The 15,985-nt window shown below is 28.2% G+C and carries 19 protein-coding genes and 1 pseudogene; 7 read left to right on the forward strand and 13 right to left on the reverse strand.

The genetic code is table 11. The annotated features are described in order from the left end of the window. Nucleotides 1-846: 846 nt before the first annotated feature. From DB313_RS05970 to DB313_RS05980, 3 genes are read right to left on the reverse strand one after another with little or no spacing between them, the layout of a single operon-like run. The gene (locus tag DB313_RS05970; protein WP_120104969.1) at nucleotides 847-1,026 is read right to left on the reverse strand and encodes a hypothetical protein; all 180 of its coding nucleotides are present in this window, start codon (nucleotides 1,024-1,026) and stop codon (nucleotides 847-849) included. After that, complete coding sequence (locus DB313_RS05975) at nucleotides 1,010-1,210, reverse strand: hypothetical protein (protein ID WP_120104970.1); 201 nt, start codon at nucleotides 1,208-1,210, stop codon at nucleotides 1,010-1,012. The genes DB313_RS05970 and DB313_RS05975 overlap by 17 nt, the downstream gene beginning before the upstream one ends. Further along, on the reverse strand, nucleotides 1,207-1,725 hold the full coding sequence (locus DB313_RS05980; protein WP_120104971.1) for a hypothetical protein: 519 nt from the start codon (nucleotides 1,723-1,725) through the stop codon (nucleotides 1,207-1,209). Before DB313_RS05980 ends, DB313_RS05975 begins: the two co-directional genes overlap by 4 nt. Before the next feature lie 1,025 nt (nucleotides 1,726-2,750). On the opposite strand from DB313_RS05980, the gene DB313_RS06400 reads away from it, so the two are divergent. Next, on the forward strand, nucleotides 2,751-2,996 hold the full coding sequence (locus tag DB313_RS06400) for a hypothetical protein (protein WP_152031126.1): 246 nt from the start codon (nucleotides 2,751-2,753) through the stop codon (nucleotides 2,994-2,996). A gap of 94 nt (nucleotides 2,997-3,090) precedes the next feature. Further along, a complete protein-coding gene (locus DB313_RS05985) occupies nucleotides 3,091-3,543 on the forward strand; it encodes a hypothetical protein (RefSeq protein WP_120104972.1) in 453 nt (150 codons plus the stop codon). Between the two features lie 305 nt (nucleotides 3,544-3,848). On the opposite strand, the gene DB313_RS05990 is transcribed toward DB313_RS05985, so the two are convergent. Beyond that, complete coding sequence (locus DB313_RS05990) at nucleotides 3,849-4,772, reverse strand: hypothetical protein (protein WP_120104973.1); 924 nt, start codon at nucleotides 4,770-4,772, stop codon at nucleotides 3,849-3,851. A gap of 291 nt (nucleotides 4,773-5,063) precedes the next feature. Here DB313_RS05990 and DB313_RS06500 point away from each other — a divergent pair, with 291 nt between their 5' ends. Beyond that, on the forward strand, nucleotides 5,064-5,225 hold the full coding sequence (locus DB313_RS06500) for a hypothetical protein (RefSeq protein WP_161555044.1): 162 nt from the start codon (nucleotides 5,064-5,066) through the stop codon (nucleotides 5,223-5,225). A 144-nt stretch (nucleotides 5,226-5,369) separates the two neighbouring features. Here the strand turns inward: DB313_RS06500 and DB313_RS05995 are convergent, their stop codons facing one another. Then, the gene (locus tag DB313_RS05995; RefSeq protein WP_120104974.1) at nucleotides 5,370-6,200 is read right to left on the reverse strand and encodes a hypothetical protein; all 831 of its coding nucleotides are present in this window, start codon (nucleotides 6,198-6,200) and stop codon (nucleotides 5,370-5,372) included. 1,276 nt (nucleotides 6,201-7,476) lie between these two features. Further along, the gene (locus DB313_RS06000) at nucleotides 7,477-8,316 is read right to left on the reverse strand and encodes a hypothetical protein (RefSeq protein WP_120104975.1); all 840 of its coding nucleotides are present in this window, start codon (nucleotides 8,314-8,316) and stop codon (nucleotides 7,477-7,479) included. Between the two features lie 64 nt (nucleotides 8,317-8,380). Here DB313_RS06000 and DB313_RS06005 point away from each other — a divergent pair, with 64 nt between their 5' ends. The 4 genes from DB313_RS06005 to bdr all read left to right on the forward strand — a co-directional run bounded on the left by DB313_RS06005 (nucleotide 8,381) and on the right by bdr (nucleotide 10,406). Beyond that, nucleotides 8,381-9,010 (forward strand): tyrosine-type recombinase/integrase, encoded by a 630-nt coding sequence (locus DB313_RS06005; RefSeq protein ID WP_161555045.1) that lies wholly within the window; start codon nucleotides 8,381-8,383, stop codon nucleotides 9,008-9,010. Nucleotides 9,011-9,062: 52 nt separating this feature from the next. Continuing rightward, nucleotides 9,063-9,245, forward strand: coding sequence for a hypothetical protein (locus tag DB313_RS06010; protein ID WP_120104977.1), 183 nt, complete (start codon nucleotides 9,063-9,065; stop codon nucleotides 9,243-9,245). 33 nt (nucleotides 9,246-9,278) lie between these two features. Further along, nucleotides 9,279-9,848, forward strand: coding sequence for a hypothetical protein (locus tag DB313_RS06015; RefSeq protein WP_120104978.1), 570 nt, complete (start codon nucleotides 9,279-9,281; stop codon nucleotides 9,846-9,848). A 168-nt stretch (nucleotides 9,849-10,016) separates the two neighbouring features. Beyond that, nucleotides 10,017-10,406 (forward strand): Bdr family repetitive protein, encoded by a 390-nt coding sequence (gene bdr / locus DB313_RS06020; protein ID WP_120104979.1) that lies wholly within the window; start codon nucleotides 10,017-10,019, stop codon nucleotides 10,404-10,406. 821 nt (nucleotides 10,407-11,227) lie between these two features. On the opposite strand, the pseudogene DB313_RS06580 reads toward bdr, so the two are convergent. The 7 genes and pseudogenes from DB313_RS06580 to DB313_RS06055 all read right to left on the reverse strand — a co-directional run. Further along, nucleotides 11,228-11,365, reverse strand: a pseudogene (locus tag DB313_RS06580) (hypothetical protein); the annotation flags it as partial. Nucleotides 11,366-11,762: 397 nt separating this feature from the next. Then, nucleotides 11,763-12,035: a hypothetical protein gene (locus DB313_RS06030; protein ID WP_120104980.1), complete on the reverse strand. Its 273-nt coding sequence runs from the start codon at nucleotides 12,033-12,035 to the stop codon at nucleotides 11,763-11,765. Beyond that, nucleotides 12,035-12,271: a hypothetical protein gene (locus tag DB313_RS06035; protein WP_120104981.1), complete on the reverse strand. Its 237-nt coding sequence runs from the start codon at nucleotides 12,269-12,271 to the stop codon at nucleotides 12,035-12,037. Before DB313_RS06035 ends, DB313_RS06030 begins: the two co-directional genes overlap by 1 nt. A gap of 301 nt (nucleotides 12,272-12,572) precedes the next feature. Further along, nucleotides 12,573-13,142, reverse strand: coding sequence for a chromosome replication/partitioning protein (locus DB313_RS06040; RefSeq protein ID WP_120104982.1), 570 nt, complete (start codon nucleotides 13,140-13,142; stop codon nucleotides 12,573-12,575). Nucleotides 13,143-13,203: 61 nt separating this feature from the next. Continuing rightward, the gene (locus DB313_RS06045; protein WP_120104983.1) at nucleotides 13,204-13,959 is read right to left on the reverse strand and encodes a ParA family protein; all 756 of its coding nucleotides are present in this window, start codon (nucleotides 13,957-13,959) and stop codon (nucleotides 13,204-13,206) included. Beyond that, a complete protein-coding gene (locus DB313_RS06050) occupies nucleotides 13,935-14,507 on the reverse strand; it encodes a DUF226 domain-containing protein (protein ID WP_120104984.1) in 573 nt (190 codons plus the stop codon). The genes DB313_RS06045 and DB313_RS06050 overlap by 25 nt, the downstream gene beginning before the upstream one ends. A 41-nt stretch (nucleotides 14,508-14,548) precedes the next feature. Continuing rightward, nucleotides 14,549-15,724 (reverse strand): plasmid maintenance protein, encoded by a 1,176-nt coding sequence (locus DB313_RS06055; RefSeq protein ID WP_120104985.1) that lies wholly within the window; start codon nucleotides 15,722-15,724, stop codon nucleotides 14,549-14,551. Nucleotides 15,725-15,985: the final 261 nt, after the last annotated feature.

The following is a 15,985-nucleotide window of genomic DNA, read 5'->3' on the forward strand; positions in this document are numbered from 1 at the left end:
AGTTAAGTTTTAATTAGTATAATGTTCTGATCTTTTTATTGAACATTCATCAATAATACTTATACTATTTTTAATGTCCTCTATCCCTTTTAAAGTACGCACTTTAAATCTTCTCCTATAGAGTTCCTTTATACTCTCTGTCTCTCCTTGACTCTCAGAAAAAGATATGTCTTTTTTATAACACTTCAAGTCTTCGTGATAAGATCTTATAAAGAGACTCTATGAGAGTTTTATCTCTACAGGCCTTTATTACTCCTCATTATTTAGTAATTGCTATTAATCATCTATTCAATAACTTGAAAGTGACGGCAGTCTATTATTTAATATCAATACAATTTGGATATACATGCACTACAAAGCCTAACTACTCACTCTTACTTTTATTTAAAACATAACACACATTCATATCTTATCTTTCCCAAGAAATATTTGTGTATAGCTTATATAATACTAGACTTAATAGTTGTTTGTTCTCTCTTAGTCCAAAAACTGTTTCTACTACTTATTGCCGCTCTCTTGGCTCTCATACTTACCTTTAAAACCTCCCCTATTTCATTATTTCGCATTAATTATTCACTCTGTTCTTTTTCTACTTATAAATCTAATTAGTTTTGTTTAAAATACTTAAACTATTTTCTTTTTATAGTTATTAATTATTAGGATATCTAGCTCACTTTGTGTTTTTATTATAAAGTCAATTCATTTTAATCTATTATACTAATTCAATTGTAAAATTGAAGTTTATTCTCAGATAAAAATGATACCTCCATGTTTTGGAGTATCATTTTTACAGCTTTATGTCTTTTTCTTATAATTAATATATTTACCTTTCAAATTTTCATACTCCTACTCTAATTTAGCAAACTCTTTATCTACTTGTTTCATCTGAGTTATAAGCTTTTCTTGATCCTCTTTAGCAGATTTAAGCATTCTTTCTGCACTCTCTAGTGCACTCTTTGCTTGTTTTATATTATTATAGTAATATATACTACTATAATTTGCCTCCGATCTATGTTGCTCCCTCAAAATTATCCTTTGCATATTCTAATGAACGCTTTGCGTCCTCATATTCTACTGCTTCTATTCTATTTCTACTATTCTTAATCTTACTAAGCTCTTGGGACAACTTAACTAAGTTTACTTTCAAGCCACTAGAAGACCCTATTGCACTCCTAAGATCAGTATCTGCTTTATCAATCTCAGCTTTCATTGCATCAAGCTTGTCTTTGTTTTTAACAAATCCTTAAATGTTCCGCCTACTACCTCTAAATAAGAATTAACTTTATCACTTATATCCTCAGCTTCTTTTGAATGCTTGTCAAATTGCTTAAGGACATCTTTTTGAGTATCAGTTAATATAACTTCATCACTAACCAAGTTCTCAGCAACGGGATTTACAACATCTTTTTTCTCATCAACAGATACTACTTGTCCTGGGTCTTTTCTACTACCATTAACATCCCCACCAACAGCCGCTTCTTCTTGCTCACTTCCTCTATCATCAGCTAAACTTCTAGCCCTACGATTACTTCTACCACTTTCTTCACTAGTTATACCATTGCTATCTTGTATGTCTGTTATAGTATCAGTCTCTGAGTTATCATGAGACTTAATACTTACTTCCTGCTTATCTAAAGACTCTTCCACTTTATCTAGCAACTTGTCATATAGCTCACACGATATAATACTGCTAATTAAACTAATTATTATTAACATCTTTATCATTCACTTCATTTTCTACACCTCTTCTTTAATAAGTATATCTCACATAGTATTACTTATCTCTTTCTACTAAATATATAGTCCTAATGAGTCTATTTCTATTTAATTATTTAAATTCTAGTCCTAAATACTATTCTTATTAAAGAGTAAATTAAAGTTACAGATTAAATGAGGTATATATGAGAGTCACTGCTACAGGGGTTTTAATAACCCAGATGTTTTAGCTAAATCTATTAATGAGTTATAGAAAAACTTGCAGGGAAGGGTAGAGAGAAGTTATTAATATAATATGTTTTTTCTGCTCTCTGCCTTCGTTATTTATGCTACAGAATCTCTCTACGCTTTTTTTCTTTTTAAATAAAGATAAGACCTTTGCCTTATCTTTACTAGAAGTATTTGTGTATATCTCTAAATTTACCTCATTTTATTTACTAAGATAATTTATAAATAATCCTATTACTGCACTTACTTCAATGTTGACATAAATCCAATAAAGCGGCTTTATCGCTGATCCCTATCTTATTACTTAGCTCTCTCTTAAGCTCAGTCCTTACTTCTTTTATTTCACTACTTAGCTCACTCTTTACTGTGTCTATCCTACCTTTAAGCTCATCCTTTACATTATCATCACTATAAACTAGATTAAGAAGTAAAAAAGGATCTATTATATCCTCTTCAAATTCATTTCATTTCCTATCTCTATTATATCAAATAACACTCTTTATTACCTTATTCTAATAACTTCTCAATATTACTACTACACCTATTGATCTGTGATATATAGCTACCATTCATACCCAATAATACTTCCACTTGCAGCACCAGAAACAATACCATCAGGTCAAGAAGGAAGATCAGGAGTAGGAAAACAGCAAAAGAATCAGGCTTTGGTATACTTATATTACAAGATCCTGTAATCTTGATAAGAAGCTAATACTAAGAACAGAATCTCTCTTCATAATTATAACTACTTAAAGAGAACATATTTTTTTAAAAAAACTAAATATAAAAGCTTATCAACAAATAATATGAGTTTTTTCTTAAGACAAATCATACAAAAGGTTACTAGAAAAAAACATATTGGTAAGTGTTCTCATATATTTAGGCATTATCGTATTTTTTTAATGAAAAATAGTAATGTTCACTCATACGACATTAAGGAAGAGTTTCATTTTTCCAATATTAGCATGGTTGATAGATACGGTAAGCCATTAATTGATAAGCAAAAGAATTACGAGTTTATGTTTAATGAGAAACCTTCTCTTGCTAAATAATTAATTTATTAAGACAAATATATGAAAATATTATGTAATAAATACTTTCAATTTAAATTAGTGATATACCCTTGTATTTTAAGGAGAGATAAATATGAAATTTTTAATTAATATATTTATTTGTTTATTATTTATTAGTTGTTTGCCTGTTGATGTTATTAATAAGAGTTTGATTGAAGCCAAAGAACACCCACAAGGTGGTGAATTTACATCAATATGTATGCAACTAGTAACCTATAATGTTTGTTCTAAAGAGGATGCTGAGGCATTAAATAAATTGGTATTATTAACATCAGTGAGTATGAGCAGTATTACAGATGGACAAAAAACAAGGCTAGGTAAGTTTATTCAATGGTTAGGTAAAAACCAAGACAAAATAAAAGAACTTGCTGAGGTTGGTAAGGATTTACAAAATACTATTAAAATAAAAGAAGACAAGCACGATATAACTGAGAAGATCTCTGAATTAATTCAAGAGTTCAAAGATGATAACACTGATGAAGATATTTTCAAGAAAGTCAAAGGGACTCTTAGTAGTATAAAATAAAATTAATCAAAATTCATAACAAGAATAGGTAGAGAGTAAGAACTCTATGCCTATTCTCTATTAATAACTTGTTGCTATCTTTAAATCAGTTATTCCAAATCATTATAAACAAATCTTTTTAATTTGTATTAAATTAATATGTTTATTGTTAATTTAATCACTTTATAATTATTATTAATTAGGCTATCTAACTACCTTTGTGTTTATTATGCATTGTCTTCTTATTCAATACTAAGTTTATAATACCTACAGAAAAATATAAATCTAATTAGTTTTGTTATATACATAACCTTTTAACTACTCAACTAATTCTTCATTACTTCTTTAAGTTTTCCCCATATACTTTTCAATACATCAAACTCTTTATCTACTTGAATCATCTGAGTCTTAAGCTTTTCTTGATTCTCTTTAGCCTCTTCAAGCTGTTTCTCTGCCCTACTTAGTGATTCTTTTGCTTTATGTAAATTGTAAGACACTCCCATTGCTCTATCAATACTTTTAATATCACTCAAAGCAATTTCAGCCTGACTCTTGGCATTATTAAAACTACTCTTTGAACCTTCTAATGAACCTTCTGCATCAGTATAAAATGTTAAATCTGCATAATTCCTACTAGCCTTGACCTTATCAATGGCTTGGTGTAAGGAAGACAATATCTTTTTAGCTTCTCTATTAGACCCATTTCTTGCTTTCTTAAAATCAGCCTCGACATTAGTAATCTCATCTTTCATTTCATCAAGCTTATACTTTATTTCTTCCAAATCCTCAGATATTCCTCCCACTACCTTTAAATAAGAATCAACTTTTTCACTTATATCCTTAGCTTCCCTATATTCCTTATCAAATTGTTTAAGGACATCTTTTTGAGCATTAGTCAATACATCTTTATCACTAACCGAGTTCTCAGCAACTACACTATACTGATCAACTACAATTTGTCCTGGGTCTTCTCTACTACCATTAACATCCCCACCAACAGCCGCTTCTTCTTGTCCACTTTGACTCGCATCAGCTACACTTCTAACCCTACGACCACTTCTACCACTATTCTGTTCACTAGTATCTTGCATATCTGTTACAGCATCAGTATCTGGCTTATCAGGAGACTTAATACTTACTTCCTTCTCTAAAGAATCTTCCACTTTATCTAGCAACTTTTCATATAGCTTACACGACATAACACTACTAACTAAACTAATTATTATTAACGCTTTTATCATTAATTTCATTTCTCACCTCTTCTATATAATAACTATATCTCATTATGTATTGATTATCTCTTTTTACTAAATATATAGTCCTAATGAGTTTATTTCTATTTACTTCCCTTCAATATCAGCTATAAAGGTTAAAGGGTTTAATAAACATATTTAATAATCCCTTATAACCTTTGTCTTTATTTGCAGTTCTTCTAAAATGATATAATTATATTAACTCTATTCCTCATTTAATGGTTTAAAGTTGTTTTTAATAAGCTAGATTATAACTTATATTCATATTACTTTTATAAGGATCTTATTTTGGTTAAGAAAGACACTCGAGATCAAAATACAATCACTAATAACTTCACTAATAAATTTATTCACGAGATTAAACCTCTTGATACATACTTCCATGACGATATCATTGATGAGAAAACTTATAAGCTTAGACTTAATGGGCATGCAAAATCATTATTATAAAATATTAAAACCAATACCTAGTTACTCTGATAATTATATTAGTCAAGATATTATTCAAACAATAAAAGAAATAAATGTTAATTATCCTAAAAATGAAGCCTTCTTACTCTGAAGGACTTCATTTTTAAATATATCTACCTACTTTTATAAGGTCTTTTTTCTTTTCCAATCTTCATATGCCTGCTTTAATTCATCAAAATCTTTTTCTACTTGCTTCATCTTAGCTTCAAGGCCTACTTGATATTTTTGAGCAGCCTTAAGTAGTCTTTCTGCGCTACTCATTGTTTGTATCGCTTGATACCGATAAGCATATGCTACACTTGAATAAAGAGGTCCCAAAATAAGTTCAGCCTGACTCTTAGCATTCTTAAAACTACTCTCTGCTAACCGTAATGCACCTTTTATATCAGTATAATGTCGTGATACTGCAACATGTCTACTAATCCTAACCTTATTAATTGCCTGGTCTAACTTAGGTAACAATAACAACTGATCATGACTCTTATTAGGAGTTTCTCTTGCCTCTTGAAGATCAGAGTTAGCTTTATCAATTTCAGTTTTAATTTCATCAAGTCTTGTCTTTGTTTGATTTAACACAGTAAACATATCCTTAACTTCTAACAACTGTTTCTCAGCTGCACTATTAATTTCATTAGCTTCCCTTTCAAGTTCTCTCTTAGGACCACTAACAGCCTGTTTTGATTCTTTTCTATCTCTAGTACTATCTTCACTCTTAACCCTTTCTTCTTGCTCACTTCCTCTATCATCAGCTAAACTTCTAGCCCTACGCCCACTTCTACCACTGTCCTGTACGCTCTTTACAATATCAGTCTCTGGCTTAGCAGAAAACTTAATACTTACTTCCTCTTTGTCTAAAGACTCTTCCGCTACATATAGCAATTTGTCATATACCCTACACGACACAATACCACTAACTAAACTAATTATTATTAACGCTTTATTCATTCTCTTCATTTCTATACCTCTCTCCTTTAATAATATATCTCACATTATATCTCTTTTCTCTTTGCATTAAGTATATATTCCTAATAATATTTTCTTAAAATCAGAACATTACTTAACTCAAATGAAGCCTCCTATAGTGGAAAACTTCATTTTCTCATCTATACCAAATACTTATCATTATTTTATTTTCCTTTAAATAATTTATAAGCCTGATTTAATGCAGAAAAATCTATCCTTACTTATCCATCTTAGACTTAAGAGTTACTCGATGCTTTTTAGCATATTCAAACATACTTTTTGTTTTAGTTAGAGTTTTTTGCATGAGTTGAATAATAAAATCCTATTCTTGAACTTTCACTCATGAAATCTCTGCTAATTTCTTATAAAGCAGTTTCAAAAGCTCTCTCTACTACTTCAACCCCCATTTCTTGCATCTCCTAAAGCACGCTCTGCATCCTCATACTCTATTCTCTCTAGTCTTCTTAACATTCCTAAGTTCTTGGTCTAGCCTATTGATCGCTAGTTAGCTGATCAAAAACTTCATATCTACGCTACTCTCACCATCAGATAAATTCTGTTTTGATTGAGTACAACTATTAATATCTTTATCATCAGATCTTTCTTCTTACTCAATTTCACTATCATTACTTATACTTCTAGCCCTACACCCTCTTCTATACTATCCTGCACGCTAGTTACAATATCAGTATCTGATTTATCAGGAGATTCCATGATGACTGACTTCTTGATAGCCTAAAGATTCTTCTGTTATATCTAGCAACCTTTCATATAGCTTACACGACATAATACTACTAAATAAACTAATTATCATTACGCTTTAATCATTAACTTCATTACCTCTCCTCTATTCTAGATGTATCTCATACTTTACTAACTATCCCTTTTATTATATATATTGACAAATATGAATTTATATTACTTATTATTTAAATACTACTGAATATACATATGCTTTTATAACTTAATTAACCTCCACTTAGCTATATTTTAAGTTTCTTTTATTGTTTTACTTGCACCAACCTTTATTCTTATTGATAGTTTACATACTAAAATAATACATTACCTATTCCTATTCCCTAAATTTAATGGTAAAAAATTGTTTTGTACCGTAGAATAAGATCAAAATATTTACAATATCAAACACACAAGAGCTCTATTATGATTCAATTTCAAAATCGGAATTTTATAATTATAATTAGGTTAAGTGAAGTCTCTATAAGAAAACTCCACTTAATAATCTATATCACTACTTATTCAGTCTTACTTATTTTTCTTCAATTGCTTTTACTTTATAAACCTGCATTAATTCAGAAAAATCTTTCTCTACTTGACTCATTTCAGACTTAAGGTATGTTTGACAATTTTTAACAACTTCAAGCATATTTTCTGCTCTTATTAATGATGCTTTTGCTTCATTTAAAAAATGATACCATAAGTTTGGACTATCACTTCTTATTGCTTCTAGAAATTTATCAGACTCTATCTTAGCTAAGCTAAAGCCACTCTTAGCACTTTTTAATGCGTCACTTGCCTCATCATAATTCATTATTTTTACTACTCTTGTACTATTTTTAACTTTCTCAATTGCATTGTGTAGATGTTTTAGTGATTGTTTCTTGTACTGATTATTTTCAGAACTTCTTGCTTTTTGAAGAGCAAAGTTAGCTTCAATAATAACAGAACTCATTTCATCAAGCTTCGTATTGACTTCTTTCAACTCTTTTTCTATTCTATCAACCTCGATCAATTGACCCTTAGCTCTTATGTTAATATCTTCGGCCTCCTTGTAGTACTTATCAAATTGCTTACGCATAGCATTTTGATCTCTATTCAATAGGTCATCATCCGAAGGACTCACAACGGCTCTACTCTCTCTAGCCTCATTTGCATTATCATCATTTAAACTTCTAGATTTACGCCCACTCCTATCTCTATCTTCTATATCAGTTATAACATCAGCCTCTGGCTTACCATGAGATTCCATACTTACTTCTTTTTTATCTAAAGACTCTTCCGTTACATCTAGTAACTTTTCATATAGCTTACACGACATAACACTACTCATTAAACTAATTATCATCAACGCTTTATTCATTATCTTCATTGTCTTCCCTCTACTCTAAGTAATATATATCACAATGTATTACTTATCTCTTTTTAATTTTTATATGAGTATTACTAAAGAACAAATCTTAAAGATACTAGAGCTCTCTTATGAGCAGGACAAGATAATGGGTATGTTTTACTACTTGCAATATATGACAGGGTCAAGGTGTAGTGAGATTGCCAATATTAAGATGCAGGATATTAGAAAAGTTGCAGTAGATGGTGAATATATGTATCGAATTAATATTCATGTAGCTAAGAAACGGGGTGAAACTGAAATAAGACCTGTGCTTGTATCGCTACTAGATTTCGATAAGATACAAGACGCTCATAGGGAATATGCACAAGCTAATATTAAGAACAGAATCTCTCTTCATAATTATAATTACTTAAAGCGAACATATCTTTTCCAAAAAACTAAATATAAAAGCTTATCAACAAATAATATGAGTTTTTTCTTAAGACAAATCATACAAAAGGTTACTAGAAAAAAACATATTGGTAAGTGTTCTCATATATTTAGGCATTATCGTATTTTTTTAATGAAAAATAGTAATGTCCCTTCATACGACATTAAGGAAGAGTTTCATTTTTCCAATATTAGTATGGTTGATAGATACGGTAAGCCATTAATTGATAAGAAAAAGGATTACGAATTTATGATTAATGAGAAACCTTCTTTTGCTAAATAATTAATTTTAAACACAAAAATTGTACAATTAACATAAAAAGGAGAATATTAATATGCACACCAATAAAGAACAAACAGATAAATTTAATAATATTTTAAATCAAGACACACAAGACAAGAAAAGCGAAGTACAACCTTCCCTTCTAAGTAGTAGTGAACACAACACAAGTCAAGAGACAAGGAAAAGGCGTCTTAGAACTAAAAAAGATTACCAGATAAAACATTTCTACGATTAATGATATATCCTTACTTTTAAGGAAGGGTTACATATGAAATTTTTTATTAATTTATTTATTTGTTTACTTTTTATTGGTTGTGTTCCTCTTGATTCTAATACAGAAGATAGCAAAGAAGATACTAAAGAGAAGACACAAGATAATAAATCTTCTTCAGAAGTAGCACAACAAGATACCATAAAGCCATTTTCACAAGAGGATATTAGTATATTAGAATACTTAGAGAAGCAATTGTTAGCATCAATTGATAGTGATGAGGGTGTTCCTATTCAAGCCGATAGACCTAAATACACAAATAGACTTAATGAATTTATTAAGTGGCTAAATGAGAATCCAGATAAGGGAAGAGAACTTGCTAAAGTTGGTCAAGCTTTACAAGAGCTTATTAAAGAGAAAGGAAATGGCACATTAGATAATTTGCAAAATGTACAAGGTGACAATGACCATGATACTTTACAGGTCAGAGTAAATCGGGTTTTTCAAGTTGCATACAATGCTCTTAATGGAGATAAAACTAATGAAAAGGCTTTAGATGAACTTAAAGATACACTTGGTAATAAGGAAAGTCATTTGGACGGAATAAATAGCTTCCAAAAAAAGTAACCACTAAAACAATAAAGATAGAGGGTGATACTCTCTATCTTCTCTATTAATAAGAAGATAAATGATGTATAATATACTTAAATCTTTAAGAGGTAGAGTCAAATGCAAGCAACACAAGATATCACATAACAGAACAGCAAGTATATGAAGAGCTTATAAGAATTGGGTATGGACAAACCAATAGCTATACAATTTGCAAATAAGTATTTTTATAATGAGCTTACTCAGCGAGACCTTGAAAACTTAGAAAAAAACTTCAATGTTAGATTAAAAGCAATAGAAGATAGAATTATGGGCGTTGAAAATAGGATAAGTGAACTTAAAGATGATATTAAGAGCCTTGATACTAAGATAGACAATGTTAAAAATGAACTTAAGGATGATATTAAGAATGTTAAAGAAGATTTAAATCATAAGATAGATAGTGTTAAGATAGATAGTTTAGAAAAAAACAATAAATGGATATTTGGATTAACATTTACAATTTGGCTTACTATCTTAGGCGGATTTGTAGCTCTTTTTTTTAGCTATTTACATAAAATAAACACATCACAATAATTAACAACTTTAATTTTAAAAAATTAAATAAAACATATAAAAACCTAAACTAAAAAGACAAATCGTATCAATATACTTCCCTAAAAAACCACCTATAAGTAAATTCTCTGATAAATTTCTCTACTCAACAGAAAAAACACTAATTAATTTCATTCATTCATATAATTTAGGCCAATTAAAACTTAAATTTAACAAAAATAAACACAGTGCTATTCTTTATTAAAATATGCATAAAATAGAATAAGTAGGCTTAAATGGCAATTGTAATAAATAAAAGAAAATTTGAAAGTCAAAATATAGAAGATGATAATAAATTAAAAACCTATTATAGTGAATAAAAATTAACTAAATATTAATCTTAAAATTCAAGTAAACAAAATAATAAGTAATATCAAATATTAACGGAAATTAAAAATTGACATTTATACTTTTTTGTTAAATATAAATTATGTAAGGTCTTTTTTAAAATCCTTACACCTCAAAGTCTTTTATAAGAGAGCCATCACAAACTAACTTTTTTTAATAATCTTGTTAATAAATTTGCTAAAAATTTATGATCAAATAATTAAATGCAGGATTATCACTATTAAATAATTAAACACAAAAAATATTAGCTCTTAATCAAGAATATTTTAGTCGGGATACTAAACCAAGAACTAACATCTTCACTAGAATAAATAATTAAGATTTTACAATTATACATATAAATACATACAATATGATAAAAAAATACTATTATAACAAAAGCATACATCTAATTTAAAATGGAAGGTACTATTTCTTACTTCATAACAATTATTTTTAACTTTTTATTCTATTATCTATTCTTTTGTTTTTCTACTTTTTAAATTTTCAAATTCATTTACAAACTTTTGTAGCAACTCTTGTTTATTTAAAAAAAGTTGATCCAAAATAAATCCTGTAAATTTAGCATTTTTCTTATAAAACTTATAACTGTCTTCACTTTTTAATTAACCCCTTAATGGCTTTATTGAGTTTTGGTTTGATTTTCCTGTTTTTTTTCTTATGTTCCTTATTTTCTTGTCTGCATCTGATATTCCTCTATATCTTCTATTTCTATTTTTAACCGTTCCTTATAATACCCTTCAGTTTTCAATTTTTTTGTATTTGATTTAGTATTATTAGTTTTTGTTGTTTTTTTTGTAATTTATAAGAAGTTGTTTGTTGTTTTATTGTGCCTTTCTTGTTCTCTTTTTAGTCTACTATTAAATGGTTTAGTGCCCTTATTGTGAAGTTAAATAAGGCTTTACAGCTACTCTACTACTATAACTACCACCACCCTCTAACTCTTCTTTAATATAAGGCAGGCTACCCAAACCACTATTAGGAAGTATTCTACAAAGACAACTTGCGGCACATTTTACTTACTTCTATAACTCCTCGTTTCCTATTATAAAATGTCCCTATATACTCACTAAGCATAATAGAAAAGCTATAAGTCTTCACCTCAACAGTCTTAATATAAGCCGTATACTCAATATCATCTATCTCTACAGGCTTGCCCTGCTCATTTAAACTAAAAGACTTTACCCTTGTCTCTTTAAAATAAAGACTATCAATATTATAGCCACTCTCATATACTCTCTTTAATAAGGTTTGATATGCCACTACCACTGTATAGCCGCACCAAAGGGAATAATATATGCTTCACGCTTAAATGGATTTAGGCTATTTACCTTAAGCAGGGTTATAATATTGCGTTCTGTCTCAGAATCCATATTACCCAAATTATTTAACGCCTTATATGAATTCCATACTGCTAATATATCTTCTGAATTGATTTGATTATAATACTCTTGATTTGCTATCATCTGGTCTGCTCTTATTGCTATTGTGTTACTCATTTAACACCTCCTTAATTGTCTTTTATAAAATATATAATATAGCAAAAACTATACTTTTCAATGCTTTTGTTAAAACTTTTTGTTAAATTTTGGCATTAAGGAGTAAGCACAAAAAATATTAGGTCTTAATTAAACATTCTTTATTCGGAACACTTAACTAAGACCTAATGCCTCTTATAGAATAGACAATTAGGAAGCGCATATACAATGACTGTATAATGTACCACTAATACCAAAAGCATACATCAAATATAAAATAAAATCAACTATTTATTACTTTATAATAATTATTTTTAATTTTTTATTCTATTATTTCCTCTTTTCTTTTTCTGCTTTTCAAATTTTCAAATTCATTTAAAAACTCTTGTAGTAACTCTTGTTTATTTAAAAAAAGTTTATCTAATACAAATCCTGTAAATTTAGCATGGTTTTTATAAAACTTATAACTGTCTTCACTTTTAAGCTGAAACCTTAATGGTCTTATTGGGTTTTGTTTTGATTCTTTACTCTCTATTTCTAAATTGACCATTCTCCTATAAACACTTTTAAAGCCTTTTTGTTTAATATCTTCTATATTGACACTTCCATCTAAAACTCTTTTATAAATTTTCAAATAAAGGAATGCTTGACTTCTGGATATTACAAACTCTGCCAAAAAATCTTCAAATTTTTCATATCCATCAATAAGATAAAGCTTCTTTTCTCTTATTTGATAAAGGATTTGCATTGTTTTGATTTTATTTTCAATATCATTTATCACAATTTTACGTAGTGTGTCTTTATAACTTTGATATTCAAGCTTATCATCATCAAAAATTTGAATGTCGTTTTTTCTATCGTTTAAAGCAATCTTTTTTTTTGTCTTTGCCATTCATAACTCCTAATTTTTATTTATTATTTTTACCTTAATCTAAAAGTCCGCCGGCGGACTTTTAGATTATTTGCTCTACTGCGCTCTTTAGCTCTCTATAATACACTTCTTCTCTATTGGGTTCTTTTAACTCGTTAATGAAAACTTTAATACTATTAGAAAAATGAACCCTTCCTTTAATAAATTTTTTATATTCTATATGCAAAATCTCTTCAATATCTTTAAAAGTATTCCTATTTTTAATAAACTGATTTTCTATAATTGAAACTTCAATATTTTTTTTTCTTATCCTTTCAACTTTTCTTATTTCATCCATCAAGATAGGAAAAGATTCAACTGCCCACCTCTCAGTCTGAATAGGAACTATTACCTTATTAGTAATATTTAAAGCATTATATATCAAAGAGCCTAGGCTGGGTGGCGTGTCTATTATTACATAATCAAAATTATAATTAAGCAAATTTATATCAAAGAAATATTCTAATAAAAGCTCTTTATAAAGAATATCTTCCATTTCAAATTTGCACAAAATAGGATGAGATGGAATTATATACATATTATCGTTTATTTTATTTATAAATTTATCAAAAATAATCTCTTGTTCTCTCTTTAAAAGATAATAAATGTTATTTTCATTGATTTCCTTTACATATTTTATAAAATAACTTGTTAGGCTATTTTGTGGGTCTAAATCAACTAATAGTATTTTTTTGTTAATATCCTTTAGGATATAGCTCAGTACAATAGCTATCATACTTTTACCAACCCCACCCTTGATACTTGCAATAGTAATTACTTTAGGTTTTTGTTTATCCATTTAGTTATGATACCCCCCTCTGGTAATTTTTTATTATAAAAACTATAAATTTGTCGTTCTAAACCTAATAATCTTTCTAATAAAGACTGACAATATTTTTTCCCTATTTTTTCCTTTTTATCTAAATAGAAAAGACTTCTTATAAAACAAAAAACACTCCCCTTTTTAAACCTGAATTCTATATAGTAAATCTTTGAAAAATTGTATGATTTAGCTATTCCATTCTCCTCATATTGAACTACAATATTTGTTATAGGTTTTCTATAACCATAATAAATGCCTAAAAATTTGTCTTCTTCTTTTATAGAAAATAAGTTAAATGCCTCTGTCTTTTTTTGGTTAAATAATCCTCTTAATGAGATAAAAAATTTATCATGCTTTCTCTTATCAATCCCAAATGCATGAAAATCATGCATAATTTTTGTATGATATATTGTTCTATTATTTTCAAATTCCTTTTTAATGAAAATACCTTTCTTTTTTTCTTTTAAAGGTTGTATTTCTTTTATTTTTTCTCTTAATCGTTCTAGTGGAAGCGTACACTGCATTTCCTACCTACCTCGTCTCTATTTTAAGTTTATTTTGCTATTTAAGCAAATTCTTTTCTCCTTATTATGTCCTTATTTTCTATTATGTCTAGTAATTCATAATAGTATGTGTTGTCTATTATGTATTTATAGCTTAAATTTGTCTTGTTATTTAAATATTGTTTTATTATTGGCACTAATTCGTTTATGGCTGTCTTGTGCCTTAATTGTTCTAGTAATATGCTAAATATGTTGTTTCTAACTTCTTCTTTATTCTCTATCTTGACTTGCTTTACTATCCTTTTAATTCTATCTACTATTTTGTCTAAATCTTTATATTTTTTATTCTCTATTATAAAGTGTGGTTTGCTTTTATATATCTCATACACCTTTTGTATCTCTTTTGTTACAAAGTCCCTTTGATATCCAATGTTTTCTAAATTAGTCTCTACTTCCTTAAGTATTGCTTTAAGCTTATCTTGTTTTGTCTTAAAATAATTATCTCCTTTGCTGATATCTCTTATTATCCTACTATACCCACTATTCTTAAGTAGTTTGCATAAATATGCAGGCCTGTTGGCATTGTTAGTTATTATACTAGCTAATTTATTCTCTATGATGCTAGTAGGTATAAACACAAGAGCATTTTCTATATGTTTTAAGTTCCTTAAATGATTGATTTTGAGTTCATCTGATATTTTTAAGTCTAGAATTAAAGAGGCTAAGTTTGTCTTAAAATTACACTTTTCTATGTACTTCTCTACTCTGTTCTTTTTTATCTTCTTCTTTTTATCATTACTTATATTATTAAAACACTCCCATTTTTCTACACTACTATTTTTACTTAAAGTCTTTTTATTGTGTTGTTTAACGCGTATTTGAAACTTGTCTTCTCTTTTTGCCTTAAAGTGTTTATTAATTTCATAGTGACACTCCTCTTTAGAGTATTTAAGTGTATAGTAAATCTCAGTACCAAAATTTTTCCCCAAATGTTTATAGTAATTAATGGTTACTTTTAAAACTTTTTCTAGTTTGTATAGGTAGCTTTGTAGAGTTTTAATCTTAACAAGACGCTGTCCATTTTTTTTTAAATTGTTGTTGTAATAATACAAAATATTGCCTTGATTGTATTTTTTGTATCGTTTGTTCATAAAGCTAAGTGTTGATATTAGTACTATTAATTTGTGTTGATGCTTATTTTTGTGCCTTCGAGGTTTGTTAGTTGTATTAGTGTTCATTTGAACACCTCCTTAATTGTCTTTTATTATTAATATTTATATTACAGCAATTCTTTAATAAAAGTAAGCTTTTTAGAAATAAAAATTGTTTTTAGCTAAATTTTTAACAAAAATAATTACAAAGTATAGTTTTTGATATATTATTTATTTTATAAAAACATAAATAGGAGTAACTAAATGAGTAATACAATAGCAAAGATTAAGAGTGTAGGGAAGCGAATTCCTTATGTTGGTGCATAGCAGTGCTTTAGGTTTACTAAA

It is taken from the genome of Borrelia turcica IST7, assembly GCF_003606285.1.
Classification (GTDB): domain Bacteria; phylum Spirochaetota; class Spirochaetia; order Borreliales; family Borreliaceae; genus Borrelia; species Borrelia turcica.